28 protein-coding genes are annotated in these 26,091 nt (G+C 64.2%); 15 read left to right on the top strand and 13 right to left on the bottom strand.

All coding sequences use genetic code 11. From position 1 onward, the window contains the following. Positions 1–130 precede the first annotated feature (130 nt). Positions 131–1,756, bottom strand: a complete 1,626-nt coding sequence (locus AAHK21_RS25175) for a methyl-accepting chemotaxis protein (RefSeq protein ID WP_367858713.1) — start codon at positions 1,754–1,756, stop codon at positions 131–133. 249 nt (positions 1,757–2,005) lie between these two features. Next, a complete protein-coding gene (locus AAHK21_RS25170) occupies positions 2,006–3,208 on the bottom strand; it encodes an NAD(P)/FAD-dependent oxidoreductase (protein WP_367858712.1) in 1,203 nt (400 codons plus the stop codon). Between the two features lie 268 nt (positions 3,209–3,476). On the opposite strand from AAHK21_RS25170, the gene AAHK21_RS25165 reads away from it, so the two are divergent. From AAHK21_RS25165 to AAHK21_RS25155, 3 genes are all read left to right on the top strand, one after another. Next, positions 3,477–4,019: an Rrf2 family transcriptional regulator gene (locus AAHK21_RS25165; RefSeq protein ID WP_046855245.1), complete on the top strand. Its 543-nt coding sequence runs from the start codon at positions 3,477–3,479 to the stop codon at positions 4,017–4,019. Positions 4,020–4,154: 135 nt separating this feature from the next. Then, positions 4,155–5,060, top strand: coding sequence for a LysR family transcriptional regulator (locus AAHK21_RS25160; protein WP_367858711.1), 906 nt, complete (start codon positions 4,155–4,157; stop codon positions 5,058–5,060). A 208-nt stretch (positions 5,061–5,268) separates the two neighbouring features. Next, complete coding sequence (locus AAHK21_RS25155; protein ID WP_367858710.1) at positions 5,269–5,529, top strand: DUF1652 domain-containing protein; 261 nt, start codon at positions 5,269–5,271, stop codon at positions 5,527–5,529. Between the two features lie 2 nt (positions 5,530–5,531). Here the strand turns inward: AAHK21_RS25155 and AAHK21_RS25150 are convergent, their stop codons facing one another. Together AAHK21_RS25150 and AAHK21_RS25145 are read right to left on the bottom strand one after the other, a co-directional pair. After that, complete coding sequence (locus AAHK21_RS25150) at positions 5,532–5,819, bottom strand: hypothetical protein (RefSeq protein ID WP_102682381.1); 288 nt, start codon at positions 5,817–5,819, stop codon at positions 5,532–5,534. Positions 5,820–5,962: 143 nt separating this feature from the next. Next, on the bottom strand, positions 5,963–6,313 hold the full coding sequence (locus AAHK21_RS25145; protein ID WP_367858709.1) for a response regulator: 351 nt from the start codon (positions 6,311–6,313) through the stop codon (positions 5,963–5,965). A 254-nt stretch (positions 6,314–6,567) separates the two neighbouring features. Between AAHK21_RS25145 and AAHK21_RS25140 the strand changes: the two genes are divergently transcribed. Genes AAHK21_RS25140 through AAHK21_RS25120 form a run of 5 tightly spaced genes read left to right on the top strand, consistent with a single transcriptional unit; the run spans position 6,568 to position 13,078 of the window. Then, positions 6,568–10,038, top strand: coding sequence for a response regulator (locus AAHK21_RS25140; protein ID WP_367858708.1), 3,471 nt, complete (start codon positions 6,568–6,570; stop codon positions 10,036–10,038). Positions 10,039–10,042: 4 nt separating this feature from the next. Next, positions 10,043–10,864, top strand: a complete 822-nt coding sequence (locus tag AAHK21_RS25135; protein WP_367858707.1) for a protein-glutamate O-methyltransferase CheR — start codon at positions 10,043–10,045, stop codon at positions 10,862–10,864. Beyond that, positions 10,861–11,436: a chemotaxis protein CheB gene (locus AAHK21_RS25130; protein ID WP_367858706.1), complete on the top strand. Its 576-nt coding sequence runs from the start codon at positions 10,861–10,863 to the stop codon at positions 11,434–11,436. Before AAHK21_RS25135 ends, AAHK21_RS25130 begins: the two co-directional genes overlap by 4 nt. Continuing rightward, on the top strand, positions 11,430–12,656 hold the full coding sequence (locus tag AAHK21_RS25125; RefSeq protein ID WP_367858705.1) for an ATP-binding protein: 1,227 nt from the start codon (positions 11,430–11,432) through the stop codon (positions 12,654–12,656). Before AAHK21_RS25130 ends, AAHK21_RS25125 begins: the two co-directional genes overlap by 7 nt. Positions 12,657–12,700: 44 nt before the next feature. Continuing rightward, complete coding sequence (locus tag AAHK21_RS25120) at positions 12,701–13,078, top strand: response regulator (protein WP_023629509.1); 378 nt, start codon at positions 12,701–12,703, stop codon at positions 13,076–13,078. 134 nt (positions 13,079–13,212) lie between these two features. Here the strand turns inward: AAHK21_RS25120 and AAHK21_RS25115 are convergent, their stop codons facing one another. Next, positions 13,213–14,493: an aminotransferase class V-fold PLP-dependent enzyme gene (locus AAHK21_RS25115; RefSeq protein ID WP_367858704.1), complete on the bottom strand. Its 1,281-nt coding sequence runs from the start codon at positions 14,491–14,493 to the stop codon at positions 13,213–13,215. Next, the gene (gene pvdM / locus AAHK21_RS25110; protein WP_046855255.1) at positions 14,486–15,859 is read right to left on the bottom strand and encodes a pyoverdine-tailoring dipeptidase-like protein PvdM; all 1,374 of its coding nucleotides are present in this window, start codon (positions 15,857–15,859) and stop codon (positions 14,486–14,488) included. The genes AAHK21_RS25115 and pvdM overlap by 8 nt, the downstream gene beginning before the upstream one ends. Before the next feature lie 259 nt (positions 15,860–16,118). Between pvdM and AAHK21_RS25105 the strand changes: the two genes are divergently transcribed. Continuing rightward, complete coding sequence (locus AAHK21_RS25105) at positions 16,119–16,565, top strand: hypothetical protein (protein ID WP_367858703.1); 447 nt, start codon at positions 16,119–16,121, stop codon at positions 16,563–16,565. A 53-nt stretch (positions 16,566–16,618) separates the two neighbouring features. Here AAHK21_RS25105 and pbpG read toward each other — a convergent pair whose 3' ends face one another. Beyond that, complete coding sequence (gene pbpG / locus AAHK21_RS25100) at positions 16,619–17,545, bottom strand: D-alanyl-D-alanine endopeptidase (RefSeq protein WP_110699745.1); 927 nt, start codon at positions 17,543–17,545, stop codon at positions 16,619–16,621. 446 nt (positions 17,546–17,991) lie between these two features. Between pbpG and AAHK21_RS25095 the strand changes: the two genes are divergently transcribed. After that, positions 17,992–18,708 (top strand): hypothetical protein, encoded by a 717-nt coding sequence (locus AAHK21_RS25095; protein ID WP_367858702.1) that lies wholly within the window; start codon positions 17,992–17,994, stop codon positions 18,706–18,708. Between the two features lie 61 nt (positions 18,709–18,769). On the opposite strand, the gene AAHK21_RS25090 is transcribed toward AAHK21_RS25095, so the two are convergent. After that, complete coding sequence (locus AAHK21_RS25090) at positions 18,770–19,000, bottom strand: hypothetical protein (protein ID WP_367858701.1); 231 nt, start codon at positions 18,998–19,000, stop codon at positions 18,770–18,772. A 14-nt stretch (positions 19,001–19,014) separates the two neighbouring features. Between AAHK21_RS25090 and AAHK21_RS25085 the strand changes: the two genes are divergently transcribed. After that, positions 19,015–19,440 carry a GNAT family N-acetyltransferase gene (locus AAHK21_RS25085; protein ID WP_367858700.1) on the top strand — a complete coding sequence of 142 codons (426 nt, stop codon included), beginning with the start codon at positions 19,015–19,017 and terminating at the stop codon, positions 19,438–19,440. 9 nt (positions 19,441–19,449) lie between these two features. Here AAHK21_RS25085 and AAHK21_RS25080 read toward each other — a convergent pair whose 3' ends face one another. The 3 genes from AAHK21_RS25080 to AAHK21_RS25070 all read right to left on the bottom strand — a co-directional run bounded on the left by AAHK21_RS25080 (position 19,450) and on the right by AAHK21_RS25070 (position 21,509). Further along, on the bottom strand, positions 19,450–20,265 hold the full coding sequence (locus AAHK21_RS25080; protein ID WP_367858699.1) for a protein phosphatase 2C domain-containing protein: 816 nt from the start codon (positions 20,263–20,265) through the stop codon (positions 19,450–19,452). Positions 20,266–20,326: 61 nt separating this feature from the next. Beyond that, a complete protein-coding gene (locus AAHK21_RS25075) occupies positions 20,327–20,935 on the bottom strand; it encodes a hypothetical protein (RefSeq protein ID WP_367858698.1) in 609 nt (202 codons plus the stop codon). Between the two features lie 82 nt (positions 20,936–21,017). Beyond that, positions 21,018–21,509: a GNAT family N-acetyltransferase gene (locus AAHK21_RS25070; protein ID WP_367858697.1), complete on the bottom strand. Its 492-nt coding sequence runs from the start codon at positions 21,507–21,509 to the stop codon at positions 21,018–21,020. Positions 21,510–22,012: 503 nt separating this feature from the next. On the opposite strand from AAHK21_RS25070, the gene AAHK21_RS25065 reads away from it, so the two are divergent. From AAHK21_RS25065 to AAHK21_RS25050, 4 genes are all read left to right on the top strand, one after another. Continuing rightward, the gene (locus tag AAHK21_RS25065) at positions 22,013–22,384 is read left to right on the top strand and encodes a VOC family protein (RefSeq protein WP_367858696.1); all 372 of its coding nucleotides are present in this window, start codon (positions 22,013–22,015) and stop codon (positions 22,382–22,384) included. Positions 22,385–22,485: 101 nt separating this feature from the next. Continuing rightward, a complete protein-coding gene (locus AAHK21_RS25060) occupies positions 22,486–22,965 on the top strand; it encodes a VOC family protein (protein ID WP_367858695.1) in 480 nt (159 codons plus the stop codon). 95 nt (positions 22,966–23,060) lie between these two features. Continuing rightward, entirely contained in the window at positions 23,061–23,693 is a 633-nt protein-coding gene (locus tag AAHK21_RS25055; protein ID WP_367858694.1) for a hypothetical protein, read from the top strand. A 17-nt stretch (positions 23,694–23,710) separates the two neighbouring features. Then, on the top strand, positions 23,711–24,334 hold the full coding sequence (locus tag AAHK21_RS25050; protein WP_367858693.1) for a helix-turn-helix transcriptional regulator: 624 nt from the start codon (positions 23,711–23,713) through the stop codon (positions 24,332–24,334). Here the strand turns inward: AAHK21_RS25050 and AAHK21_RS25045 are convergent. Together AAHK21_RS25045 and argC are read right to left on the bottom strand one after the other, a co-directional pair. After that, a complete protein-coding gene (locus AAHK21_RS25045; protein WP_367858692.1) occupies positions 24,309–24,995 on the bottom strand; it encodes a GNAT family N-acetyltransferase in 687 nt (228 codons plus the stop codon). The two genes, AAHK21_RS25050 and AAHK21_RS25045, sit on opposite strands and share 26 nt — an antisense overlap. Before the next feature lie 64 nt (positions 24,996–25,059). After that, on the bottom strand, positions 25,060–25,989 hold the full coding sequence (argC, locus tag AAHK21_RS25040) for an N-acetyl-gamma-glutamyl-phosphate reductase (RefSeq protein ID WP_367858691.1): 930 nt from the start codon (positions 25,987–25,989) through the stop codon (positions 25,060–25,062). Between the last annotated feature and the right edge of the window lie 102 nt (positions 25,990–26,091).

The raw sequence follows: 26,091 nt of genomic DNA, 5'->3' as shown, positions 1-26,091 counted from the left end.
GTCTTACGCGCTATAGCGTTTTTTCCTATTCGCCAGGGTTGGAATGCGATCGCGGGGCAAGCCTGTCCCTACAGCAACCTTGCAGTTGATCTGTAGGAGGGGCTTGCCCCGCGAGGGTGCTCCCGGCACCTCAGACCTTGAACTGCGCCACCATCCCATTCAGCTCCACCGCCAGGCGTGACAGGTCCTGGGCCGCCGCGCTGGTCTGGTTGGCGCCTGCCGAAGTCTGCATCGCCAGGTCGCGGATGTTCACCAGGTTGCGGTCCACTTCCCGCGCCACCTGGGCCTGCTGCTCAGAGGCCGTGGCGATCACCAGGTTGCGCTGGTTGATCGTGGCGATCGCCTCGGCGATCAGCTCCAGGGCCTGGCCGGCCGATTGCGCCACTTCCAGGGTGCCGCCGGCGCGGCCTTGGCTGCTGTGCATGGCGTTGACCGCGCGCTCGGTGCCGGTCTGGATGCCGCCGATCATCTGCTCGATTTCCGCCGTGGACTGTTGGGTGCGGTGGGCCAAGGCGCGTACCTCGTCGGCGACCACGGCAAAACCACGGCCCGCCTCGCCGGCCCGGGCGGCCTCGATGGCGGCGTTGAGGGCCAGCAGGTTGGTCTGGCCGGCGATCGAACCGATCACGTCAAGCACCTGGCTGATCTGGTTGGCGTGGCTGGCCAGTTGCTCGATTTCCTCGGCGGTGCCGGTCACGTCATTGACCAGGTGCTGGATCGAGGCCAGTGCCTGGTTGACCTGGTCGCGGCCATCGCGCGTTGTGCGGTCGGCGCCCTGGGAGGCATCGGCGGTGCTCACGGCATTGCTGGCCACTTCTTCGACGGCGGCGGTCATCTGGTTGACCGCGGTGGCGGCCTGGTCGATCTCGGCGCTTTGCTGGTGCAGGCCACGGCTGGTGTCTTCGGTAACGGTGTGCAACTCCTCGGAGGCCGAGGCCAGCTGGTCGGAGGAGGCGGCGATCCGCCGCAAGGTGTCGCGCAGGCTGTGCTGCATGCGGCTCAGGGCGCGCAGCAGCAAGGCCGGCTCGTCGCGGCCGAGCACGGTGATCTCGCGGGTCAGGTCGCCGGTGGCGACGCGCTCGGCCACGGCGACGGCGTCGGCCAGCGGGACGATGATGCTGCGGGTGAGGAAGGTGGCGATGCCGACCAGCGCGAGCAGGATCACGGCAATGGCGCCGATGATCAGGGCAAAGGCTTCGTCGGACGCCGCGCTGCTGCGCTGCGAAGCCTGCTCGGCGCCCTGGGTGTTGTAGACGATCAGTTCGCCCAGAGCCCTCATCATGCTGTCGGCGTACTCGGCCAGCGGGCCGTTGACCAGGCGGCGGGCTTCGTCGAGCTGATCGTTGCCGGCGGCGCTGCGAATGGTTTTTTGCAGGCCGTGGTAACGCTCGCTAAGACCGATGAAGGCATCGAACAGGGCGCGGTCGTCGGCTTCGATGATGGTGCGCTCGTAGGCCTTGAGGTCGCTTTCGAGCTGCTGGTTGACCTGGACGATCTTGTCCAGGGTGGCGTGGCGCACGCTGCTGCTGTCCTCCAGGACACTGCGCAAGGTGAGGGCACGGGCTCGGCCCAGGTTGCTGCTGACCTCGCCCAGGGCGAGTACCGCGGGCATCCACGTGATGCGGATTTCGTCGGTGGCGCTGTCCATCCTGCGGGTCTCGTAGAGGGCGACCAGGCCCATGGCCAGGACCAGTACCCCGAGCAGGGTGAACATTCCTGCTGCCCGAATGCCGATCTTAACGTTCCGTAACTGCATGCGACGCTCCTTGACGGTGGCTGCAGGCGTCAAGAGCGCGGACGGACCGGGCTCGGCTGGTAGGGCTCTCGATGCACTGCGAAAGGGGTTATATCCTCACGGTTCATGTTGTTTTTTCAGAATGATGACACAGTGCCACTATTTTTGACCAGTCGTTCAATGAACGCTCGGTCCCCCGGGTGTGTCGTCACTTGCTGACTACCAGCCTTCATTCCGTCGCAAAAAGGGCCGCATAGCGGCCCTTTTTGATCATGCAACGATCGGAATCAATGGGTCGGCAGCCGCCAGCGCCTGGGCGCGATCCGCTGCCGGGGGATAGATCCACACCGTGTTGATCTGGCGCTTGAGTTGCTTGCCGTCCTGGCCCTGCAGGTGCAGTTCGCGTTCCCAGCCTTCGCTGTAGGCCGCGCCCCATTCGCCCAGGTCCAGGCAGGTGACGTACTTGGGCTGGCGATAGATCACCGGCTCCACGCCCAGCAGGTCGGCCATGGCGTTGTTGCCCGAATGGCGGCCCATGGGAATGGCGTGCTGGCAGGTCATCAGCGCGTGGTTGCCCAGGTCGTCGACCGCGGCGCGGGCGACATCGCCGGTGGCGTAGATGTAGTCCTGGCCAACGACTTTCAGGTGACCGTCGACTTTCAGGCGGCCCAGGCCGTCACGCTCGCCTGCGACCTGGGCGGTCAACGGGCTGGCCTTGACCCCCACGGTCCAGATCACGGTCTTGCTGGCGATGTATTCGCCGTTATCCAGGGTCACGCCCCCCGCATCCACCGCCACCACCGAGGTGCCGGTCAGCCATTGCACGCCGGCCTGCTCGCTGGCGCTGACGATGGCCGGGGTGATCCCGGCGCCGAGCGCGGCGCCGATGCTGGCACCTCGGTCGATCAGCACCACACGGGCCTGGCCTTCGCCGAGGATGGCGCGCAGCCGGGATGGCAGCTCGGTGGCCGTTTCGATACCGGTGAAGCCACCGCCGCACACCACCACGGTGTTGCGCGCCGGGGAGGCGGGCAGGCTGGCCAGGCTGTGCAGGTGCTGTTCCAGGCGAGTGGCCGACTCCATCTGGTCGACATCGAAGGTGTGCTCGGCCAGGCCCGGGACGGCGGGGCGGGCCACCTGGCTGCCGGCGGCGAGGATCAGGCGATCGTAGCCGAGCTGGTGCTGGTGGCCGTCGGCATCACGATAGCCGACCAGGCGGGCGTCGCTGTCGATGGTGTCGGCGGTGCCGTGGATGAACTCCACGCCCACCACGTCGAACAGCGCTTCCAATGGCGCCTGCAAGCTGTGCACGTCGGCTTCGTAGAAGCGTGGGCGGATCCGCAGTTGCGGCTGCGGGGCCAGCACACTGATGCGCACGTCGCCGCGCTGGGCCTGGTCGAGCAGGCGGGCGGCGCTCAGTGCGCTCCAGACACCGGCAAAGCCGGCACCGATGATCAGGATACGAGAGGTCATGAAGGTGCTCCGCAAGGTAGGAAAGGGCTTCGACGAAGCATGTGCTGCTTGTCGAGCAACTACGACTGTATTGGTCGTAGTTTAATTCGGCAAGTGTTTTTTGCGCATCGGGTTGTTCGCCAACCGCCCAGAGACGCCTGGATGCCTTGTGTTGTATGGCGTTAAGCGGGGTCTCGATCGGCCTGCCCGGCGACGGGCGGCTACGCCCGGCTTTGCTTGCCAGCGCTGAAGGGCGTACTATTTGCGACAAAGTCAGTCGGAGATTTGTATGTCCCTCTACAGTGCAGGCGTCGAGTACGGCATCCACTGCCTGCTGTTCCTGGTGGACGAGCGTGGCGACAGCCGCGAGTCCAGCGTGCGCGACCTGGCCGAACTGCAGGGGGTGCCCCAGGAATACCTGGCCAAGGTCTTCACCAAGCTCGCCCGGGCCGGGCTGGTCGCCGCGACCGAAGGCGTGCGCGGCGGGTTTCGCCTGGCGCGGCCTTCCGACGAAATCACCGTGCTGGATATCGTCACGGCCATCGATGGGCCGAAGAAGCTCTTCGATTGCCGCGAGATCCGCGAGCGCTGCGCGGTGTTCGAAGGTTCGGCGCCAGGCTGGGCGACCGAGGGCACCTGTGCGATCCACGCGGTGATGCTGGGGGCGCAGAAGCGCATGGAGGAGGCGCTGGCCCAACAGACCATCCTCGACCTGGCGCGGCGGTTCGGGCGCAAGGCGCCGGCCGAGTTCGGGCAGAAGGTCAATGACTGGATGAGCGAGCGACGCGACGGCAAAGGCAGCGCTGGCGATATTCCGTTGCAGGCGGTCTGACCGCCTGGATCACCACGGAAAATGCTGCTCAACCCCCAGGTAAATCCTTGCCTGGGTGATCCGCCCGCGCGCCTCAAGGCGCGGTAAGCTGACAGGAAAATCCCGCGCGCCGCACACGGCGCCAGAGAGGTCAGCGTGGCTTCCTACACCTTGCGCCAACTGAAGTACTTCGTCACCACCGTGGAGGCCGGCAGCGTCGCCGAAGCCTCGCGCCAGTTGTACATCGCCCAGCCGTCGATCTCCACGGCGATCAAGAGCCTGGAAGAGAGCTTCGGCGTGCAGCTGTTCATTCGCCATCACGCCCAGGGCGTGTCGCTGACGCCCAGCGGCAAGCGCTTCTACGCCAAGACCCGGTCCCTGTTGCAGATGGCCCACGAGTTCGAGCAGAACGCCCTGGCCGACAACGACACGGTGGCCGGGCAGATCGACATCGGCTGTTTCGAGACCGTGGCGCCGCTGTATCTGCCGCGGCTGATCGCCGGCTTCCGCGAGCGCTACCCAGGGGTGGACATCCGCCTGCGCGACGGCGAGCAACAGGACCTGATCCAGGGGCTGACGGCCGGTACCTTCGACCTGGCGTTCCTCTACGACCATGACCTGGACGGCACCATCGAGACCGAGCCGCTGATGCCGCCACAGAAACCCTATGTGCTGCTACCGGAAAAGCACCGTTTCGCAGGCCAAGCCCAGGTGTCGCTGCGTGACCTGTGCCCCGAGCCGATGATCCTGCTCGACGTGGCCCCCAGCCGCACCTATTTCGTCAGCCTGTTCAACGAACTGGGGCTGACGCCGAATATCGTCTTTAGCTCCCCGTCGATCGAGATGGTCCGGGGCATGGTGGGGCAGGGCTTCGGTTTCTCGCTGCTGGTCACCCGGCCGCACTCGGAATTCACCTACGACGGGCAGCGTCTGGTGACGCTGACGATTGCCGAGCCAGTGACGCTGTCGGGGTTGGCGGCGGCGCACCTCAAGCGTGTGCAACTGACCAAACCGGCGCAGTTGTTCGTGGAATTCTGCCGTGAGGAACTGGCACGGATGTAGTCGCTGACCGCCCGTCGCCTGCGGTGTGAAGACGACCGAACGTTGCCCTGCCAGCGGTTTCTTCCACTAAGGTGCTAGAGGCATTGAGCCGTTGTCATCGCTGGGGCGAATGGACCTGCGCCCCCTCATGGGCAATCTCAATTGGCATCATGCCCGTCGAGGGCGTACCACACCCAACAGGCCATCCAGTACAAGAGAGGGTCGTACCATGTCGTTGATTGGCGTTTCGATGCTTGAGATGCGGCAGATGATCGAACAGGCCTGCCTGCCCGACCGCTGCGAGGTGAGCTGTGCGGACGGCGAGCACCTCACCATTCGTCTGGGCCAGGGCTCGAGCCTGGACGATTGCCTTACCGTGACGGGCGTGCCGATTGCCAGCCTCAATACCTGCCATGACCTGCTGGGCCTTGTGAGTCGGGTCAAGGCACAACGTGATGCCCCGCCGGGCGCCCACAAAGCGATTGCTTGAGGTCATTGCAACTCGAGCAGCAGGTTGATGCCGCCGTCGCCGCATTTGACGTGTTCACGGACCACGCCCCGATAGTTGCGCCCTTCCCAGGCGAAGGCGACGCTGTGCGCCTTCTCCACCTTGCCGGGTAACGGCGGTTCGATATGCAGGCGCAGCGCGGGACGGCCCTGCAGGCTGAGGGCGGCCAACTGGACCTGGCACATGGCGCGCTGGGCCACCGGGCCGAACAGGGTATCGCGGACGAAATCCAGTTCCAGGCAAGCGCAAGGGGCACGACAGGGCATCTTCATGGTGGCTTTCCGACGAGAGAGGCATACCTCGAAGGTTTGAAGCCTAAAGGCGCGAGACGTTCAAATTATTTCAGTTGGCCTCTGGCATGGGCACGGTCCCTATGGAGCCGGCTTGCCGGCGATGGGCCGCAAGCCTTCAGGGTTCACGGTGCGAGAAGAATCTCCTGCACTTTTTCGCGTAACTGGTCGATGCTGAATGGCTTGCCGATCAGGTGCATGCCTGGGGGCACGTTGAAGCTCTCGGCGTAGCCACTGGCGAACAGCACCGGCAGGTTCGGCCGGCTTTCCCGGGCCTTGGCCGCCAATTCCTCGCCGCGCAGGTCGGGCAGCCCCACGTCGGTCATCAACAGCGCCAGCGGTTGCGTAGGATCCTCGATGATCTTGAGGGCCGCGGCAGCGCTGTCGGCCTCGATGGCGGCATAGCCCAGTTCGTCGAGCACTTCGACTATCAGCATGCGAACGATGTCGTCGTCTTCGACTACCAGAAGGTGCATTGTGTGGATCCTGTTTCGATGGATTGTCTCTACTCTGTGCGCGGGGCCATGGCAGAAGTTCCCAAGCTTAACGGCATGGGCAAATAGATGGAACGATTGCTGCAGACAGGCTTCAAATACTGGCTAAATGCCCTGCCAGTTCCGCGAAAGCTGGTTAGACTCGCTGTATTCGCGGTCGGTCTGGCGCAGGGCAACACTTACACGACGTAGACGCCGGTCTGTTCAATGGACTTATTTCGCTCGGGCACTTTCACATGATTCAAGCAGCCTCGATGGACCAACGCAGTTTTCGCAAACTGCTGAGCCGCAACGTCGGCCTGCCCCTGGGAGTGGGGCTACTGGGCGCCGTGGCCTTTGTCGCGGTGATCTACTACCTGCTTTCGGCCATGCAGTGGGTCGAGCACACCGATCGGGTGATCGGCAATGCCAACGAGACGATCAAGCTGTCGATCGACATGGAAACCGGCATGCGCGGCTATCTGCTGACCGGCGAAGAGCGTTTCCTCGACCCCTACGAGGTGGCCAAGCCGCGCATCTTCGGCAGCCTGGACAGCCTGCGGGGAATGGTGGCCGACAACCCCCAGCAAGTCGACCGCATCGACCGCATCGCGGCCTTGCAGCGCGAGTGGAACACCTTCGGCAACGAAGTCATCAGCCAGCGGCGCAGTCAGCAGGGTGATGTGGTGTCGTCGATTGGCCGTGGCCGCGGCAAGCGCCTGACCGACGAGATCCGCAAGGAATTCGACACCTTCATCAACACTGAGCAGCAACTGCGCACGGCGCGTAACGAGACGGTCAGCACGGTCACCACGACCGCGATCTCGGCGTTCGTGTTGTTCATCGTTGCCCTGAGCGCGTTGCTCGCCTACCTGGGACGGCGCGACCTGCTGGCCTTGTCCTCGAGCTATGTCGAGAACCTCGAGGCCCAGCAACGTGCGGCCGAGCGCCTGGAGCAACAGGCCTGGCTACGCGCCGGGCAGACCCAGTTGGCCGAGCAGGTGCTCGGCCAGCTGACGCTGCCAATGCTCGGCGACAATATCCTGCGCTTTTTCGCCGGTTACCTGGGCAGCGTGGTCGGTGCGCTGTATGTGCGCGATGAGCATGGCCAGCTGGTGCGGGTCGCCGCCTATGGGCTGGATGCCGAACAGCAGGCCAGCGAACCGCGCGTGGGCGATCATGCCGGCCTGCTGGGCGAGGCGGTGGCCCAGGGGCGGCTGTTGCGCCTGGATGAGCTGCCGGAAGACTACTATCGCCTGAGCTCGGGCCTGGGTCGTGGCCTGCCGCGCAGCGGCGTGCTGGTGCCGGCGCAGGACGATGGACGGGTCAACGGCGTGCTGGAGCTGGGCTTCCTGCGTCCGCTGCAGGAGCGTGACGTGGAACTGCTGCAGCGAGTCGCCGAAAACCTGGGCATCTCCATCGAAAGTGCCCGCTACCGTCAGCGTCTGCAGGAAGTGCTGGCCGAGACCCAGCAGCTCAACGAGGAACTGCAGGTGCAGCAGGAGGAGCTCAAGACCGCCAACGAAGAGCTCGAGGAACAGTCGCGGGTGCTCAAGGAATCCCAGGCCCACCTGGAGACCCAGCAGGCGGAGCTGGAGCAGACCAACGAGCAACTGGCCGAGCGCACCGAGGCCCTGGACCGCAAGAACAGCGAGCTGAACCAGGCCCAGGTCGAGTTGCAGGCCCGCGCCGATGACCTGCAGCGCTCGAGCAAGTACAAGTCCGAGTTCCTCGCCAACATGTCCCATGAGCTGCGCACGCCGCTCAACAGCTCGCTGATCCTGGCCAAGCTGCTGGCCGAGAACGCCGACGGCAATCTCAGCGAGGAGCAGGTGAAATTCGCCGAGTCGATCTACTCGGCCGGCAACGACTTGCTCAACCTGATCAACGATATTCTCGATATCGCCAAGGTCGAGGCCGGCAAGCTGGAAGTGCGCGCCGAAAGCACACCGTTGGAGCGTCTGGTCGAAGGCCTGCAGGGCATGTTCCGGCCGTTGGCGCAGGACAAGGGCCTGTCCTTCGCCGTGCAGCTGGAGCAGCCGCTGCCGGCGGCCCTGTTCACCGACCGCCAACGCCTGGAGCAGATTCTCAAGAACCTGCTGTCCAACGCCATCAAGTTCACCGAGCGCGGCCAGGTCAGCCTGCGCATCAGCCACCAGACAGGCCTGGGCATCGTCTTCGCGGTGCGCGACACCGGTATCGGCATTGCCGCCGACCAGCAGCAGGCGATCTTTGGCGCCTTCCACCAGGTCGATGGCACCAGCAACCGCCGCTATGGCGGCACCGGTCTGGGGCTGTCCATCTCCCGCGACCTGGCGCATCTGCTGGGCGGGCAGATCAATGTCGACAGCAGCCCGGGGCAGGGCAGCGTGTTCAGCCTGATCCTGCCCGAGCACTTCGAACCCTCGGCGCAGCAGGTCGAGGTGCACAGCCTGCGCCCGGCGGTCGACGAACTGCCGCCGGCCCCGCCGGTGCCTGCGCCCGTTCGCAGCGAGCGCCCGACCCCGGCCTTCGCCGATGACCGCGAGCGGGCGCCGTTCGGCAACCGCTGCATCCTGGTGATCGAGGACGAGCCGAATTTCGCCCGCATCCTCTTCGACCTGGCCCACGAATTGGGTTACAGCTGCCTGGTCGCTCATGCCGCCGACGAGGGCTTCGAACTGGCCGCCCAGTACCTGCCCGACGCCATCCTGCTGGACATGCGCCTGCCTGACCATTCCGGGCTCACCGTGCTGCAGCGCCTGAAGGAACAGGCCGGCACCCGGCACATTCCGGTGCATATCATTTCGGTGGAGGACCGGGTCGAGGCGGCCATGCACATGGGCGCGGTGGGCTACGCGGTCAAGCCCACCAGCCGCGAGGAACTCAAGGCCGTGTTCGGTCGCCTGGAGGCCAAGCTCACGCAGAAGCTCAAGCACATCCTGCTGGTGGAGGACGACGACCTGCAGCGCGAGAGCATCGCCCGCCTGATCGGCGACGACGATATCGAGATAACCGCCGTGGCCATGGCCCAGGATGCCCTGGCGCTGCTGCGCGAGAACATCTACGACTGCATGATCATCGACCTCAAGCTCCCCGACATGCTCGGCAACGAGCTGCTCAAGCGCATGACCGCCGAGGACATCCGGAGCTTCCCGCCGGTGATCGTCTACACCGGGCGCAACCTCACCCGCGAGGAGGAGGCCGACCTGCTCAAGTACTCGCGCTCGATCATCATCAAGGGCGCGCGCTCGCCCGAGCGCCTGCTCGACGAGGTGACGCTGTTCCTGCACAAGGTCGAGTCGCAGCTGTCCAACGAACGCCAGCGCATGCTCAAGACCGCCCGCAGCCGCGACAAGGTGTTCGAGGGGCGCAAGATCCTGCTGGTGGACGATGACGTGCGCAATATCTTCGCCCTGACCAGCGCCCTGGAACACAAGGGCGCCATCGTCGAGATCGGCCGCAACGGGCGCGAGGCCATAGAATGCCTGGAAGCCAACGACGACATCGACCTGGTGCTGATGGACGTGATGATGCCGGAAATGGACGGCTACGAGGCGACCCGGTTGATCCGCCAGCAACCGCGCTGGCGCAAGCTGCCGATCATCGCCGTGACCGCCAAGGCAATGAAGGACGACCAGCAGCGTTGCCTGCAGGCCGGGGCCAACGACTACCTGGCCAAACCGATCGAACTGGACCGCCTGTTCTCGCTGATCCGGGTCTGGCTGCCGCAATTGGAGCGAATCTGAAATCTTGACCAGTGAACGCAATACCGATATCGAGATCCGGCTGCTGATCGAGGCGATCTACCTCAAGTACAGCTATGACTTTCGCGATTACTCCGGCGCCTCGATCAAGCGCCGGATCCTTCACGCCGTGCGCCAGTTCGACTGCCGCACGGTGTCGGCGCTGCAGGAGCGGGTGCTGCATGACCCGGGCATGTTCCTCGAGCTGCTGCAGTACCTGACGATCCCGGTCAGCGAGATGTTCCGCGACCCCGGGCACTTCCTGGCACTGCGCAACGAAGTGGTGCCGCTGCTGCGCACCTGGCCGTCGCTGAAGATCTGGATCGCTGGCTGCAGCACTGGCGAGGAGGTGTATTCCATGGCCATCCTGCTGCGCGAGGAAGGCCTGCTGGAACGCACCATCCTCTATGCCACCGACATCAATCCGCATTCGCTGGAGCGGGCCAAGCAGGGCATCTACTCGATGCAGAGCATGCGCGAGTACGAAGAGAACTACCGCAAGGCCGGTGGTCGGCGAGACTTTTCCGAGTACTACACCAGCGCCTACGGCAACGCCATCATGGACGCCAGCCTGCGCGACAACGTGACCTTCGCCGACCACAGCCTGGCCACCGACAGCGTGTTCTCCGAGACGCAACTGGTGTCGTGCCGCAATGTGCTGATCTACTTCAACAAGGGCTTGCAGGACCGTGCCCTGGGGCTGTTCCACGAGTCGCTGTGCCACCGCGGTTTCCTGGTGCTGGGCAGCAAGGAGTCGGTGGACTTCTCGGCCTACGGCGAGCGTTTCGAGCCGCTGGTGCGGCCCGAGCGGATCTACCGCAAGACATGAACAGCGTGCGCGCGATTGTCATTGGCGCCTCGGCGGGTGGCGTATCGGCACTGTTCAGCGTGCTTGGCGCGCTGCCCGACGATTTCGCCATCCCGGTGCTGTGCGTGCTGCACCTGCCCGACGATCGCCACAGCCAGCTGGCCGAGGTGCTGCAGCGCCGCCTGCGCCGCCCGGTTCGCGAGGCCCTCGACAAGGCGCGGATAGAACCGGGGCTGATCTATGTGGCGGGGCCGGGCTATCACCTGTCGGTGGAGCGGGATTTCACCCTGTCGCTGAGCCAGGAGGAGCCGGTGCATTTCTCGCGACCGGCAATCGATTTTCTCTTCGAGTCGGCCGCCGACGCCTATGGCCCGGAGCTGCTCGGCGTATTGCTCACCGGAGCCAATGAAGACGGTGCCCGCGGGCTTTTGCGGATCAGACAAAGCGGTGGCCGGACGGTCGTCCAGGACCCCCGCGAAGCACAGGTCGCGTTGATGCCGGAGGCCGCCCTGGCCCTGCACGACCCGCACCATATTCTTTCCCTGAGTGGTATCGGGCAGTTGCTCGCTACCCTGGAACCCAGCGCATGCTAAGCCACATCACCGCGAAACTGCTGATCGTCGACGACCTGCCGGAAAACCTGCTGGCCCTGGACGCCCTGATCCAGGGCGATGACCGCGAGGTGTACCAGGCACAGTCGGCCGACGAGGCACTGTCGCTCCTGCTCGAACACGAGTTCGCCCTGGCCATCCTTGATGTGCAGATGCCGGGCATGAACGGCTTCGAGCTGGCCGAGCTGATGCGCGGCATGGAGAAGACTCGCAACATCCCCATCGTCTTCGTCAGCGCCGCCGGGCGCGAGATGAACTATGCCTTCAAGGGGTACGAGAGCGGGGCGGTGGATTTTCTGCACAAACCCCTGGAAACCTTGGCGGTGAAGAGCAAGGTGTCGGTGTTCGTCGACCTGTTCCGCCAGCGCAAGGCCCTGGACCGCCAGTTGCAGGCCCTGGAACAGGGCCGCCAGGAGCAGGAACTGCTGCTCAACCAGTTGCAGCTGGCCCGTGGAGAGCTGGAGCGGGCGGTACGCATGCGCGACGATTTCATGTCGATCGTTTCCCATGAGGTGCGTACGCCACTCAACGGACTGATCCTGGAAACACAGTTGCGCCGCATGCACCTGTCCCGCGGCAATCTGGCGGCATTCAGCGAGGACAAGCTCAAGGCCATGGTCGAGCGCGACGAGCGCCAGATCAACAGCCTGATCCGCCTGGTCGAGGACATGCTCGACGTGTCGCGGATTCGCACCGGCAAGCTGTCGATCCGGCCGCGCACCTTCGATCTTGGCCAGTTGGTACGGGGCCTAGTGGAGAACTTTACCGCCCAGGCCAGCGCGGTGGATACCGTGATCGAACTGCAGCGTTGCGATGCCTTGCAGGGCGAGTGGGACGAATTCCGGATTGAACAGGTCGTGGCTAACCTGTTGTCCAATGCCTTGCGCTACGGCAATCGCAAGCCTGTGCAGGTGCGGGTATTCGAAGAGGACACCATGGCCTGCGTGCAGGTGCAGGACCAGGGTATCGGCATCGATGCGCAGAACCAGCAGCGGATCTTTCAGCAGTTCGAGCGCGTTGCCGCGCAGCAGGCCAGTGGCGGCCTGGGCCTGGGGCTGTACATTTCCGAGCAGATCATCCTGGCCCACGGCGGGCGGATCCAGGTCCACAGCCAGGTTGGAGCAGGGTCGACGTTCACTGTCCAGTTGCCGCTATCGGTGTTGCCGCACGCCTGTGACCAGACCCGGGCAACCTCTGCGTAAAGCTGCGGTCTGATAGCCAACCTATTGAATTCGAAGGCGTTGTCATGAGTGAAGATGCACAAGACGTGGTACTGGTGGTCGAAGACGAGCCGGCGATCCGCATGATCCTGCGTGATTACCTGGCGGGTGAGGGCTACCACGTGCTGGTGGCCGAGGATGGCGAGCAGGCGTTCGCGATCCTGGCCAGCAAGCCGCACCTGGACCTGATGGTCACCGATTTCCGCCTGCCGGGCGGGATTTCCGGGGTGGAGATCGCCGAGCCTGCAGTGAAGCTGCGGCCTGACCTGAAGGTGATCTTCATCAGCGGCTACCCGGCGGAGATTCTCGAGTCGGGCAGCCCGATCGCGCGCAAGGCGCCGATCCTGGCCAAGCCGTTCGACCTGGATACCCTGCACGAGCAGATCCAGGCGTTGCTGCGCTAGCTACGAGCACGTGGCCGGTTAACGTGAGAGCGGGCTTGCCCCGCGATGGCGCGCATGCAGGATGGCACCGGCGAGGCCGGTGGTCGCGGGGCAAGCCCGCTCCCACGCAGCCCCTGTGGAGCCTGCGACGAGGCTTACCCGATCTGTGTACGCAGCAATGCCATGGCCCGGTCGATCTGCTGTTCGTCGTTGAGCAGACTTGGCGCAAAGCGGATCACCGGCCCTGCGTCGCGGTCCACGGCATCGACCATGACCTTGTTGGCGTTCAGGTAGGCGGCCACGGCATCGGGATCGCGATCCTTGATGCGGAAGAAGGTGAAGCCTGCGGAGAACTCGCGGCTGACCGGCGTCACCAGCTCCACGGCGCGGTGCTCGGCCAGGCGCGCCTTGAGGTAGTCGTTGAGCTGGTGGATACGCGCCTGGACATCGGCCTTGCCCAGCTCCAGGTGCAGCTTGAAGGCCTCGCCCAGCGCCCAGCGGTGCTCGAAGGCGTGGTACCCGCCCGGGGTCATGATGGTGCCGAAGTCCTCGTTGCGTGAAAAGGTGGCGAAGGTCGGTGTCAGGTGCTGCATCTGCTCGGACGCCGCGCAGATGATCCCGGTGCCGCGTGGGCCGAACATCCACTTGTGGGTGCCGGCGATGAAGTAGTCGCAGTTGAAGTCGGCGAAGCGGGCGTTTTCCACGCCGAAGCCATGCACGCCATCGACAACGTAGACAATGCGCTCGGCCTCGTCGCGGTTGCGGTTGTGCTGGCGCACCAGCTCGCCGATGGCGCCCACCGGCAGCTTCACGCCGCTGCCCGAGTGCACCCAGGTCATGCCCAGCACACGGGTTTCAGGGCGGATGCTGCGGTCGATCACGCTCAATACACGGTCGGCAGACACGTCGCCCGGTTTGTCGAACAGGCGCAGCTTGCGCACCTGGGTGCCATGCTGGCGCTGACGGAAGGCCAGGCAGTTGTGGGTCGAGTAGTGCTCGTGCTCGGTGGTCAGGATCTCCTGGTGCGACGCCACGTGCAGGCCGCCGTAGATCATGCCCAGGCCTTCGGTGGTGCTGCCGGTGAGGGCGACCTGGCGGGGGCGCACGTCCAGATAGCGGCCAGCCCACTCGCGGACCTCATCCTCGCGCTGCCATTCGTACTGGCTCTCCCAGTCCATGCACACTGCAGGGTTGTGGTCGAGGGTGGCGCGGTGGCGGTCGATCGCATCCTGTACCGGGCGCGGGTGGGCGGTGATCAGGAAGTTGGCGAAGTGCGCGACATCCGGCGCCAGGGGGAACAGCTGGCGCAACTGACGCCATTTGTCCGGGCCCTGCAATGACGCCGGGGTGGCGGTGGCGGCCAGGGCGCTTGGCAGCAACGGCAGGCTGGCCGCCAGGGCGGCGGCCTGCTTGAGGAAGGCGCGCCGATCAGTCATGGCGGGTTTCCTGGGCGGTATTGGCGAGTTGGGCCACTGGGTTGGCGGCTTTCTGCACCTGCCCCCAGACGCGCAGGAAGTTGCCTGCCCAGAGCTTGGCGATATCGGTTTCGGAATAGCCGCGGGTCAGCAGTTCGGCGGTCACGTTGCGGATTTCGCCGACATTCATGAAACCGGTGACGCCGCCACCATCGTTGAAGTCGGAGCTGATGCCGACATGATCGATGCCCATCTTCTTCACGGCGTAGTCGATGGCGTCGACGTACTCCTTGAGGCCGGCGCGGGGCTCTTCGTCGACGATGGCATACAAGCTGCTGGCGTATTCGCCGAAGCGCGCCTCTGGCCAGATGGCGATGATCGGGTCGCCCGGCATCAGTGCGTTGGTCAGGCCTTGCAACGGTTGCAGGTCGAAGCGTGCGCGCAGGGCTTCGAGCTTCTCCAGGGTCGGCTTGCTCAGGGGCTTGAGGTAAGTGGTGAAGGCCACCACCTGAAGCACGCCGCCGCTGTCCTTGATCAGTTGCATCTCTTTGTCGGACAGGTTGCGCGGAATGTCCACCAGCGCCCGTGGCGCCGAATGCGAGGCCACGAACGGCGCGCGGCTCAGGCGGGCGACGTCTTCCAGGGCCAGGGTGGACATCTGCGAGACATCGATGATCACGCCCAGGTCGTTGAGTCGCTTGACCGCCTGCTCGCCCAGGGGCGACAGGCCGCCGAAGGCGTCGGGGGTGTCGTTGAAGAATGGCAGTGGCCGCGAGGAATCGGCCCAGGCGTTGTTGCCGGTGTAGCTGAAGCCGAACATGCGCATGCCGCGCTTGGTCCACAAGTCGAGCTGCGACAGGTCGCTGCCCAGTGGGTAGGCGTTGAGCATGCTGATGAAGATGGCGAACTTGCCTTCGCCGTTCAGGCGCCGGAAGTCGTCCGGTGTGTAGGCGATGCCGACCTGGTTGGGGAAGTCGCGCACGATGCCGCTGATGATCTTGTAGCGCACTTCCTGCTGGTTGCGGGCCTCGTCGATGAAGCCAGGGGTAGGGCGGTGCGGCGCGTTCGGGCCGTTCCACAGCTCCGGCCAGCCGAAGACTGTCAGCGCCGCGCCGGACAGCCGGCCCTTGGCCGCCTTGGCCAGGTCGAACTGGCCACGGCCGTCCTTGTCTGCTTCGTAACCGGTGCTGCCGTAGCCCAACGGCACGGTGACATGGCTGTCGAAGGAGAGCATGTGCTCATGCAGGTCGTTGGCCTGCTGCACGATCGCACGGGGGTAGCCGCCGTCCTGTTTCCAGAAGTAATAGCCGGCGGCTCCACCCAGGGCGGCCACCAGGGCCAGGGGCAGGCCGATGTACAAGGCTTTGCGGGAGCGGGTCTTGGTCATTGCCATCTCGTTGCGGGGCTGATCGGGTCGGCCTGCCGGCTGGGCAGGGCCTGGGTATCAGGTGGACGAACGAAAGGTGGGCAAATTTACCCGTGCAGGCGAGGCTGAATGCCGGACACACAACGCATACGGCAAGGGCTGACCTGACCCGCGAGGGTGCCGGCACGGCGCAGGCCCGTTTACATCGATTGATTACTCAAGAACGGGGAGGGCTGGCCGATAACTGCCATGTAAGAATCCACCTCAAGGAAGGTAAGAAATGGTTGGAATAACCGCAGCCAATCTCAACATCCCAAGCGTTGCCGGCGCCACGCCTGCGAACGCATCGGCCAACTCGAATGCCTCGCCCGGCACGCCCTCGGTCGACGAGCGGGGCGGCCTGGTGTTCAAGGGTGACGCGTTCAAGAGCGACACCAAGGCCGAACAGATCGAAAGCAGTATCGAAGGTGACGAGGAGCCGAGCATCAAGGAGCAGCGCGAGCAGATCAAGCGCCTGCAGAAGCAGTTGGCCGAAGAGCAGAAGCAACTGGCCCAGTTGATGGAGCAAGCCAAGGGCGACCCGTCCAAGATGGCGGCGGTCACGGCCAAGCAGGCCAGTATCGCCACCCTCACCGGCCTGATCCTGGCCGCTACCGCGCAACTGCTCGCAGCGTTGCAGCAGGCCGGTGGCAGCAGTGCCGGCGGCTCGGTGAATACCCGCGCCTGAGGCCTGCCGGTCAACGCAACATGGGGCTGCGCTGCAGCCCCATGGTCAGGCCATCAGTCCACCGCCACGCGGGCGCGGTTCTGCCGCTCGCTCTTGTACTGCATGGCCACCGCCGGTGCCGGCTTCGCCGCGCCGGTTTCCAGCCATTGGCGCATGCGGCTGGCGTCGGCGAAGTGGGTGTACTTGCCGAAGGCGTCGAGGATCACCATGGCCACCGGACGGTTGTCCATTTTGGTCAGCAGCACCAGGCAATGCCCCGCCTCGTTGGTGAAGCCGGTCTTGGTCAGCTTGATGTCCCAGTTGCTCTTGTTGACCAGGTGGTCGGTGTTACGGAAACCCAGGGTGTAATTGGGCTTGCGGAACGCCACGGTCTTTTCGCGGGTGACCGACAGCTCGCTGAGCATCGGGTACTTGCGCGAGGCCATCAGCAGCTTGGCCAGGTCCTGGGCGGTGGAGACGTTCAAGGTCGAAAGGCCGGTCGGCTCGACGTAGCGGGTGTGGCTCATGCCCAGGCTGCGGGCCTTGGCGTTCATCGCCTTGATGAACGCGCCATAGCCACCGGGGTAGTGGTTGGCCAGGGAGTTGGCCGCACGGTTTTCCGACGACATCAGGGTGATCAGCAACGTCTCGCGACGGTTCAGCTCGCTGCCCAGCCGCACCCGGGAATACACGCCTTTCATTTCCGGGTTGTTGGCGATGGTCATGGTGAGCATCTCGTCCATGGGCAGCTTGGCGTCGAGCACGACCATCGCGGTCATCAATTTGGTGACCGAGGCGATGGGGCGCACGCGATCGGCGTGGCTGGAATACAGCTCCTTGTTGGTGTTGAGGTCGATCAACAGGGCGCTGCCGGACGCCAGGTGCAGTTTGCTCGGGTCACGCTGGACCTGGGCCGGGGGTTGTGCAGCAGCGGTCGACGGTAGGGTCGCGGTTCCTGTGAGCAACAGCAGCAGGCTGAGGATGGACAGGGAAGTTTTCACGTTGAGGCTCACTAAATGTTGGTATGTCGTTGGCTGTGCAAGGGTTTCCCCCCAAAAAACCGTTGCATTCTGGAGTATGGTTGAACGGCTGTCGAATGCCTTATATCCAAAGGGCGTAACGTGAACGAAATTTAATCCTGTACCAATTCTGTACCAATGACTGCCGATTCCAGCTTGGCAAGCTCGGACCAGTCACTCGCTGAATTCAGCCACTTCGCGTCGGTGGTGAGCAACACCTGAATAGAGTGGGCTTGGGGCCTTCCAGCCAAGCACGCATCTGTCACCAGGCCCGCTGCAGAAGCTTGTCGCACGATTCGCCCATCTTGTCATGCCTGCGGGTGTTGAGGAGTGATTCGCAAACCCGGGCATTGTGTCGGGTTTTCGCTGCTGGTTTTCGTGTGTAGGCCCTTTGATTTATCATGGCGACCTCAACAAAGGAGTGCCCCATGGGGATAGTACTAGGAAAGATCATTAGCTGGCTTTTGGTCGCATTGGCATGTCTAACAGCCTTTGCATGTTTCTCTGATAGTGTCATTGGCGGCTCACTCGCGATAGCCGCAGCAGTGTTTTTCTGCCCTCTATCGTGGAAGATGCTCCGAAGGTTCGCAGCGCAGGAAGTACCCACCGGTGCATTTATCATTCTGGCCTTAGTTACGTACTTCGCCGGCACCGGAATGGCGATAAGCAACTTTGACGACAAGAAGCAGGCAGTGCAGCAGGGTTTTGCGAACTTGGAGGACTATCAGGCGGCCAACAAGCTGGGGTTAGATGCTGCCTCCTACGCAAAGCACCTTGATGGCCTCGCTGCGGTGGAGCGACAGAAGGCCGAGGAGGCCAAAGCTACCCAGGCCAAAGTCGCTAGCGCATGCAGACAAGACCTACAGTGCTGGGCTGATGAAAACCAGTTTGATGCAATCATGGCCTGCAAGCCCGCCGTCCAAAAGCTTGCAAAGTATGACTATGAATGGACCGACGGTATCACTTCGCCGATTTTTTCTAGGCTTGCTTGGAGTGAAAAAAAGAGCGGGATGATTATCTATTTTGGTGATGAAATAAAATTTCAGAACGGTCTAGGTAATTTCGTGAGGCATACGTATGCATGCACGTTTGATCCAGTTAGCAAGCTTGCCGTGAACGTTTCAGCCGAGTCAGGAAGACTTTAAATAGCTCCAAAGAGCCCAGCCACCGAGCTGGGCTCTTTGATTCCGCTGGCGCACCGGTGTTTCACAAATAACGACCGTAACTCGGCGGTAGATGCGTGGGGGCATTGCTGCAGCCAGCCAAGGCAGACAGCAGAGGAATGGCGATATGTTGACGCATGTGATTTTCAGTCGTGTGAATTTTGCGGCGCTTCGGGTTATCGGTGAACATCTCGAAGATTGTTTCATTTCCAAAGGGCGTAACGTGAAGTAAATTTGATTCGGCGCGCTTCGCGCCGCCTTCTTCCATGGTCAACCGGACGACCTGCCATGACCCTCGGTATCGATTTCACCGACCAGGCGACCAGCCTGCATCACGATGCAATTCTGAAACCCTTGCGTGCCTTCAACGATGGCGTGATCGGCTCGCCCGGCGCGGCTACCGTCGCCTGGACGCTGCGCGACCCCGACAGTGATGAAATCGTCGGTGGCCTCTACGCCAGGCTCGGCGGGGGCTGGATGTTCGTCGAGCTGCTGGTGGTGCCCGAGCAGCTGCGCGGGCAGGGCAGCGGGCGCGAGCTGATGGCCAGGGCCGAGGCGTTGGCGAGGCAGAAGGGCTGTGGCGGGATCTGGCTCGACACCTTCAGCTTCCAGGCGCCGGACTTCTACCGCAAGCTGGGGTTCGAAATCTTTGGCGAGATTGTCGATTTCCCGCCTGGGCATACCCGCTATTTTCTGCACAAACGCTTGGCGTAGTGTGGTGACTCAACCAACCCGCAACCAGATCGCCGAGGCGTCGTCGCTCATCTTGAAGCGCGGATAGCGCAGGCATGCCGCATCGTCGTGCTCGATGCCACGCAACGTGCGCGCCAGGTCATCGAGGCCGCGAGCCAGCAGGCGCTCGATGAAACCGGCCGGGTCGTAGGCCCGGTAGGTGTCGAACAGCGCCGCGAAACCATCGCTCATCAGCAGGACATCGTCACCCACGGCCACCGGTGCTCGGCTGTAGAGGGTGCCCTCGCGGGACAGCTCGGCATCGACGCCGAGTACGGCCCGGGGACGCTCGCGAGCGACACGGCGGTCGGTCAGCACCGCCGGGGTGCGTACGCCGTGGGCGCCGGTGCCGGGACCCAGCGCCGCGGCTTCTGCGCGTTCGGCTTCGCGATCGGGCTCCGGGGTGAGGAAGTGGATGCCGCGCGCGCTGCGGTGCAGCACCACGCAGTCGGCCAGGTGCGCGCAGACCAGCTCATCGCCTTCCAACGCCACTGCGGCAAAGGCGGCGCGTGGTAACTCCCAGGTGGCCACGGGCTCGCGCTGACGGTCTTGCAGATAGGCTTGGGCGATCGAGTCGAAGACGGACTCGCAGACCTTGCACAGCGGCCCCGACGCCATGGCGAAGGCACGCTGGGCCGTGGCCGAGAGCCAGGCCGCGCCGCCGCGCTCACCCAGCAGGCCGGGGGCGCCGAGGTCGGTGGCGCCGTCGATCACCCAGGCATGGCGGTCGGCACTGCCGACGCGATCGTCATTGGGCACATCGGTCTTGCCGGCCAGGCTCAGTGACTGGATCAGGTCGAAATGCATGTAGAACTCCGGATCGATGGGGTTCGACAACCTTGAACGCACGACCACCGTGCGTCAAATATCACGGCGTGAGTGGGCGGTCCCAGCAGTCGCTGTCCAGGGCGCAGACGCCGTACTGCCGGTCCATCAGTGCCATGCGCTGCAGGTGGGCGTCGATCATGTCGCGGCTGACCTCGCTATCGATGATGTAGCGGCTGTAGCGCTCGATCAGACGTTGTTTCCAAGCATCGCTGTCGGCCGCATCCAGGCTGTCGGGCGCGGTGGCGAGGCGCAGCAGGGTGGGGTCGTCGACGCGCTTGAGTTGGTCTGTGAAGGTGGCAATGTAGCGGGCACGCTCGGCCTCCTTGTGACGCGCAGTATCGGCATCGAAGGCATCCAGGTTGTGTTGCCACTGCGCCCAGTAGGCATCCGGCAACGGGATGTTGCGCTTTTGGCGCAGTTTGGCGACGACCTCGGCGTTGCTCTGCCGGGGTGGTGGTTGTCGGTCCTGACTGGCCAGCGGGTCCTGGGCAAGGATCTGCGTGATCCAGGCCGTGCGTGCTGCGCTATCCGGGAGTATCGGGCCAAGTTGCGGAGCGTCGGTGGCGCTTGAGCGTGGCAGGCCATTGCAGCCGGTGAGTGACAGGAACAGTGACAGTACCAGCAGGGCCGGTAGGTTGTGACGCGACATGAATCTTCCTTGAGTAACCGCACAATCGTGCATCCGGGGTAGATGCACGAGGGGTATCGGCGCTTGCGCGGCTGACTTGAGCTCAGCCGAGTTGCTTGGCCATTTCCGCAGTCGCCGCCCAGCCCAGCCCGGCGTAGACCGGGCGGCCCACCTCGGTGGCATGCAAAACGGCAAAGCCCAGGCCGCGCCGGGTGAACTCGGCCTCGGCCAGGCGCATCAGTTTCGAAGCCAGTCCTTGACGGCGATGGGAAGGCTCCACGTAGACATTGAGCACATAGCCGCGCTGGTCGTGACAGGGATGCGCCGGGTGTGGCGGCCAGTCGATCGACATCAGGCCGATGGCCGCCACCGGCTGCTCGTCATCCAACAGCACGAAACCGTAGTAGCGACCATCGGCCAGGCGCGGTTGCAGCCAGTGTCGGAAGTGTTCGGTCATGGTTTGCAGGCTCAGAGGGTCGCCACCGGCCTCCAGGAACATGGCCTCGCGATGGGCGCAGACCATGGCCTGGTCGCCCGGCAGCAAGCGGCGCAGGACCAGCCCGGGAAAGTCGCTGGTGGTTGGCAGATCGTTCATGGCAGCTCCTTGGTTACAGGCTTCGATCCTAGGCATGGCGGACAATTGCCGTTAGACACAGATGGCGAGCAAACCCGGCATACAGCACCTTCGTTGCTGTCTGTGTTTATTTCAAAGTGTTCGCCACGAAGGCTTCTGCGCCTATGAAATCGAGCGCCGCCCGCGCGGCGCATCGCTGGCAAGCCAGCTCCCACATCTGTTTCGGGCCAGTCTGTCCTGTGAAGTTGTCGCTGTTCGCCTTGGTGCATGTCTTGAGACAGGTGGGACGCCAGTGGTGCACACACAGAAACCGCGTCGTATCCACAAGGCGTACAGCCGCGGCGGCGCAGGAATAACTGGCCCGAAATAAATGTGGGAGCTGGCTTGCCAGCGATGCGCCGCGCGGGCGGCGCTCGATCTCATAAGCACTGCAAGGGGTGCGGCGGACACCTGGAGGCCCTTGAGAAGGCCTGCATTTACGGCGATGATCCCCGGCAACGCGAACACCCGACGAAGAGGCCCGCATGCCTGTTACCCCGCTTTTGCGTTGCTCCGACCTCGAAGCTACCCGCCGTCACTATCGTGACGTGCTGCAGTTCACGGTCACCGACACCGCGCAGTCGACCCTCACCGTGCAGTTGCACGACTGCAGCCTGCTTTTCACCGAACAGGACCTGTGGCGGCAAGCGCCAGGTTGCGCCGGCACCTTCTACCTGGTGATCGAGGACGTCGAGGGTTACTACGCCAAAGTCCGTGAGCAGGCGGACATCGCCTGGCCATTGCAGGACACGGCCTATGGCTCGCGTGAATTCGGCGTGCGCGATTGCAACGGCTACTACCTGGCGTTCAGCCAGCGCCACGCTGAGGCCGTGCAAGCCGAACGTATCGCCTCCTGAGCCAGGGGAGCTGACTGGCCAGCCGTTGATCGCGCTTGCCCGGGGTGGGTGGACCCTGGGGCTAGACTCGTGGGCAGTGAGACCCGCCCAGGAGAGCGCCCATGACCGCCAAGAACACTGTTTGCCTGTGGTACGACAACGACGCCGAGGACGCGGCAAATTTCTATGCCAGCACCTTTCCCGACAGCCGAGTGACCGCGGTGCACAAAGCGCCCGCCGACTACCCCTCGGGCAAGGCGGGCGACGTGATCACCGTCGAGTTCACTGTGATGGGCGTGCCCTGCATCGGCCTGAACGGCGGCAAGGCGTTCAGTCACAGCGAGGCGTTCTCGTTCCAGGTGGCGACCGACAGCCAGGAAGAGACCGACCGCTACTGGAACGCCATCGTCGGCAATGGCGGCAGTGAAAGTGTCTGTGGCTGGTGCAAGGACAAATGGGGCCTGTCCTGGCAGATCAGTCCACGGATACTCACCGAGGCCGTTGCCGGCGCTGACCGCGCCGTGGCTGGGCGTGCGTTCGAGGCCATGCTGCAGATGACAAAGATCGACATTGCCACGATCGAGAAAGCCATCAAGGGGTAAGCGACCGCTGGTCAGGAGCTGCTGGTCCGGCTAATAAAAACATATTTTGATGCTTAAATTATTCTTGTTGGACCATCCATATCGAGGGTGCCGTCATGAATATCAAGTTTGCAGCGTTGCTGTTGCTCGCCCTGTGCGCGCAGCCGGCATGGAGCCAAGCCACTTCCACGCCCCCGTCATCGGCCTCGGCGCCTGCGGCATTGAGCACGCGCCTGGCGCTGCGCGACCTGTGGGTCGAGCATGTGTTCTGGGTGCGCAACTATGCAGTGGCCAATCAGGCGGGCAATGCGCGGCAGGCAGAGACCGCCGCCACGCAGGTGCTGAGCAATGCCACTGCCATCGCCAACAGCATTGCGCCGCTCTATGGCCAGCCGGCGGCTGACCAGTTGCTCAAGCTCTTGGGCGGCCATTGGGGGGCCGTCAAACACTACAGTGACGCCAGCGTCGCCAAGGACAAGGCGGGCCAGCAGGCTGCGGTCAATGAGCTCACAGGCAATGCCAAGTCAATCGCGGCCTTTCTGGCCAAGGCCAACCCTTACCTGCCGGAACAGACTCTGCTGGCCCTGCTCAGCGCCCACGGCGGGCACCATGTGGCACAGATCGACCAGTTGGCGGCGCGCGACTATGCGGGCGAGGCACAGACCTGGCAGATGATGCGCGAGCATATCCTGGGCCTGGCCGATGCCATGGCGGCGGCATTGGTCAAGCAGTTCCCCGACAAGTACTGAACACAGCGAGGCGTACCATGCTGGAAGGATTGGGCCGTACCCAGCGCGATCTGCTCCATGTCTTGCTGCATCGGCCAGCGGGCATGAGCATCGACGAACTGGCGCAGGCGCTGGCGATCACCCGTACCGCCGTGCGCCAGCACTTGGCGGCGCTGGAGCGCGACGGACTGGTGCGGCGCGGGGCGACGCGCCCGACCGGGCGCCGGCCGGAGCAACTGCATCAGCTCAGCGACAAGGCCCGGGAGTTGTTCCCGCGTCAGTATTCGCTGTTGGCCAACTTGTTGATCGACCAGGTTGCCGGCCTGCTGGGGGCTGATGCGTTGCAAGAGCTGATGCGCGGGTTGGGGCGCAAGCTTGCGGCAGATCTGGAAACCCAGGTGGTCGATGAGGCGCGGATCGTCCAGCACATGAATCAGGCAGGTTATGAGGCGGCGGTGTTCTTTCGCTCATCGGGTGAAACGCAGATCGTCGCGCACAACTGCGTGTTCCATCACTTGGCCAAGGCGCACCCGGTGGTGTGCGAACTGGACCTGGCCTTGATCGGTGCGTTGGGCGGCGGTGAAGCGCAGCACCTGGAATGCATGCTGCGCGGTGGCCAGGTGTGCCGGTTCGTGCTCAATGCACGGACCGACGCTCCCTGACACACGCCCGCGACTGTTCGGCCAGCAGGTCCAACCTGGCGTCGCGCAGCCGTTCGGCCTCGACCATCGCCGCTTCGCCCTGCTGCTTGAGCAGGTAGGCATGGATCTGCCGCACCTCGACGGTCTGGTAGATCGGCGCGATGTCCAGTCGCCCGATCAGTGCCTCGCTGGCCTTGCCGGTACTGCTCATCAATACCTGCGGCCCGGCGCTGGCGACCACTTGCAGGCCCATGTTCTCGAACCATGGCACTTGCTGGGCGAAGGCGCTCAGCTCGACACAGGCATAGCGGCCACGCACGGCATCCAGCAGGCCACGGGCGATGCCTTGGCGCCGGTGGCTGGCGTCCACGGCGAGGTAGGCGAGGGCGCAGGCTTGCGGGTTGTCCTGGGCTGGCAATACCAGGGCAAAGCCGAGCAACCGGTCCGGCGCGTCGGCATCCAGGGCGAGGGTCAGTTCGACCCGCAGGCCGCGGGTGCCGTCCAGGGCCATCAGGTACTGGTGCACCTCCAGGCCGACACCGTACTGGTACAACGGGTACAGCGGGTTGTCCGGGGTGATGGCGACGCTGCTGAGCTGGCCAACATGGTCGATCACCAGTTGGCGGATCTGGTTCTGGAAGGATTCGGGCGGCACGCCGTCAAGGCGGCGGAGGATGAACATCGCGGGTGGAACTCCGGCAAGGTGTGAAACACCCGCCCCGGACGAGGCGGGCGTCCATTCTAACCTAGCGCAGTCCAGCCAGCATCAGATCGAGGTTCTGCACGGCGGCGCCCGACGCGCCCTTGCCCAGGTTGTCGAACACCGCAGTGAGCAGCACCTGGCCGTGCTCGGGGTTGGCGTACAGGGCCAGGCGCAGGTCATTGCTATCGTTCAGCGCCTGCGGGTCGAGCGCCGCGGCCGCGCCGTGCTGGTGCAGGGGCATGACCTGCACGTGCCGGGCACCCTGGTAGTGCTGCTCCAGGCAGGCCTGCAGCTGCTCGGCGCTGCCCCCGGGCAGCAGGCGCAGCTGCAGGGGGATGCTCAGCACGATGCCCTGGCGATAGTCGCCATAGCCCGGGACGAACACCGGCCTTGCGCTGAGCCCGGCGTGTCGCTGGATCTCCGGTACATGCTTGTGGGCCAGTTCCAGGCCGTACAGCTGCAGCGTCGGCAAGTAATCATCGCTGCGCCGTTCATGGCGCTCGACCGCTGCACGGCCACCGCCGGAGTAGCCGGATATGGCATGGATGCTCAGCGGGTAGTCGGCGGGCAGCAGGCCGGCCTTGACCAGCGGATGCAGCAGGGCGATGGCGCCGGTAGGGTAGCAGCCGGGGTTGCTGACCCGGGTGGCCGTGGCGATGCGCTCGGACTGCTCGGCGTTCAGCTCCGGCAGGCCGTAGACCCAACCCGGCGCGGTACGGTGCGCTGAGCTTGCGTCGATGACTCGCACCGCCGGGTTGCGCAGGGTGGCCACGGCCTCGCGGGCGGCTTCGTCGGGCAGGCAGAGCAGGGCAATGTCGGCGCTGTTGATAGCCTCGCTGCGGCGGGCCGGGTCCTTGCGCTCGGCCTCGGGCAGGGTTAGCAGACGCAGGTCGTCGCGGCCGTGCAGGCGGGCGTGGATCTGCAGGCCAGTGGTGCCTTGGTCGCCATCGATGAAGACGAGGGGTTGGTGCATGTCGATTGTCCGGTGACGAGAGTGATGGCTAATCCTCGCTGCTCACTGGACGAAAGAAAATTTGAATATCATGATGGCCACGTTCAGTAATCCTGAATTGAT

The sequence above is a fragment of the Pseudomonas sp. TE50-2 genome (genome assembly GCF_040813665.1).
Lineage (GTDB): Bacteria > Pseudomonadota > Gammaproteobacteria > Pseudomonadales > Pseudomonadaceae > Aquipseudomonas > Aquipseudomonas soli.
The sequence above is the reverse complement of the archived record's forward strand: the minus strand, read 5'-3'. Positions and strand labels throughout refer to the sequence as shown.

What these genes read in the sequence shown, in the direction of transcription:
- AAHK21_RS25175 (WP_367858713.1), bottom strand. Translation starts at nt 1,756, where the DNA reads ATGCAGTTACGGAACGTTAAGATCGGCATTCGGGCAGCAGGAATGTTC.
- AAHK21_RS25170 (WP_367858712.1), bottom strand. Translation starts at nt 3,208, where the DNA reads ATGACCTCTCGTATCCTGATCATCGGTGCCGGCTTTGCCGGTGTCTGG.
- AAHK21_RS25165 (WP_046855245.1), top strand. Translation starts at nt 3,477, where the DNA reads ATGTCCCTCTACAGTGCAGGCGTCGAGTACGGCATCCACTGCCTGCTG.
- AAHK21_RS25155 (WP_367858710.1), top strand. Translation starts at nt 5,269, where the DNA reads ATGTCGTTGATTGGCGTTTCGATGCTTGAGATGCGGCAGATGATCGAA.
- AAHK21_RS25150 (WP_102682381.1), bottom strand. Translation starts at nt 5,819, where the DNA reads ATGAAGATGCCCTGTCGTGCCCCTTGCGCTTGCCTGGAACTGGATTTC.
- AAHK21_RS25145 (WP_367858709.1), bottom strand. Translation starts at nt 6,313, where the DNA reads ATGCACCTTCTGGTAGTCGAAGACGACGACATCGTTCGCATGCTGATA.
- AAHK21_RS25140 (WP_367858708.1), top strand. Translation starts at nt 6,568, where the DNA reads ATGATTCAAGCAGCCTCGATGGACCAACGCAGTTTTCGCAAACTGCTG.
- AAHK21_RS25130 (WP_367858706.1), top strand. Translation starts at nt 10,861, where the DNA reads ATGAACAGCGTGCGCGCGATTGTCATTGGCGCCTCGGCGGGTGGCGTA.
- AAHK21_RS25125 (WP_367858705.1), top strand. Translation starts at nt 11,430, where the DNA reads ATGCTAAGCCACATCACCGCGAAACTGCTGATCGTCGACGACCTGCCG.
- AAHK21_RS25120 (WP_023629509.1), top strand. Translation starts at nt 12,701, where the DNA reads ATGAGTGAAGATGCACAAGACGTGGTACTGGTGGTCGAAGACGAGCCG.
- AAHK21_RS25115 (WP_367858704.1), bottom strand. Translation starts at nt 14,493, where the DNA reads ATGACTGATCGGCGCGCCTTCCTCAAGCAGGCCGCCGCCCTGGCGGCC.
- pvdM (WP_046855255.1), bottom strand. Translation starts at nt 15,859, where the DNA reads ATGACCAAGACCCGCTCCCGCAAAGCCTTGTACATCGGCCTGCCCCTG.
- AAHK21_RS25105 (WP_367858703.1), top strand. Translation starts at nt 16,119, where the DNA reads ATGGTTGGAATAACCGCAGCCAATCTCAACATCCCAAGCGTTGCCGGC.
- AAHK21_RS25095 (WP_367858702.1), top strand. Translation starts at nt 17,992, where the DNA reads ATGGGGATAGTACTAGGAAAGATCATTAGCTGGCTTTTGGTCGCATTG.
- AAHK21_RS25085 (WP_367858700.1), top strand. Translation starts at nt 19,015, where the DNA reads ATGACCCTCGGTATCGATTTCACCGACCAGGCGACCAGCCTGCATCAC.
- AAHK21_RS25080 (WP_367858699.1), bottom strand. Translation starts at nt 20,265, where the DNA reads ATGCATTTCGACCTGATCCAGTCACTGAGCCTGGCCGGCAAGACCGAT.
- AAHK21_RS25075 (WP_367858698.1), bottom strand. Translation starts at nt 20,935, where the DNA reads ATGTCGCGTCACAACCTACCGGCCCTGCTGGTACTGTCACTGTTCCTG.
- AAHK21_RS25070 (WP_367858697.1), bottom strand. Translation starts at nt 21,509, where the DNA reads ATGAACGATCTGCCAACCACCAGCGACTTTCCCGGGCTGGTCCTGCGC.
- AAHK21_RS25065 (WP_367858696.1), top strand. Translation starts at nt 22,013, where the DNA reads ATGCCTGTTACCCCGCTTTTGCGTTGCTCCGACCTCGAAGCTACCCGC.
- AAHK21_RS25060 (WP_367858695.1), top strand. Translation starts at nt 22,486, where the DNA reads ATGACCGCCAAGAACACTGTTTGCCTGTGGTACGACAACGACGCCGAG.
- AAHK21_RS25055 (WP_367858694.1), top strand. Translation starts at nt 23,061, where the DNA reads ATGAATATCAAGTTTGCAGCGTTGCTGTTGCTCGCCCTGTGCGCGCAG.
- AAHK21_RS25050 (WP_367858693.1), top strand. Translation starts at nt 23,711, where the DNA reads ATGCTGGAAGGATTGGGCCGTACCCAGCGCGATCTGCTCCATGTCTTG.
- AAHK21_RS25045 (WP_367858692.1), bottom strand. Translation starts at nt 24,995, where the DNA reads ATGTTCATCCTCCGCCGCCTTGACGGCGTGCCGCCCGAATCCTTCCAG.
- argC (WP_367858691.1), bottom strand. Translation starts at nt 25,989, where the DNA reads ATGCACCAACCCCTCGTCTTCATCGATGGCGACCAAGGCACCACTGGC.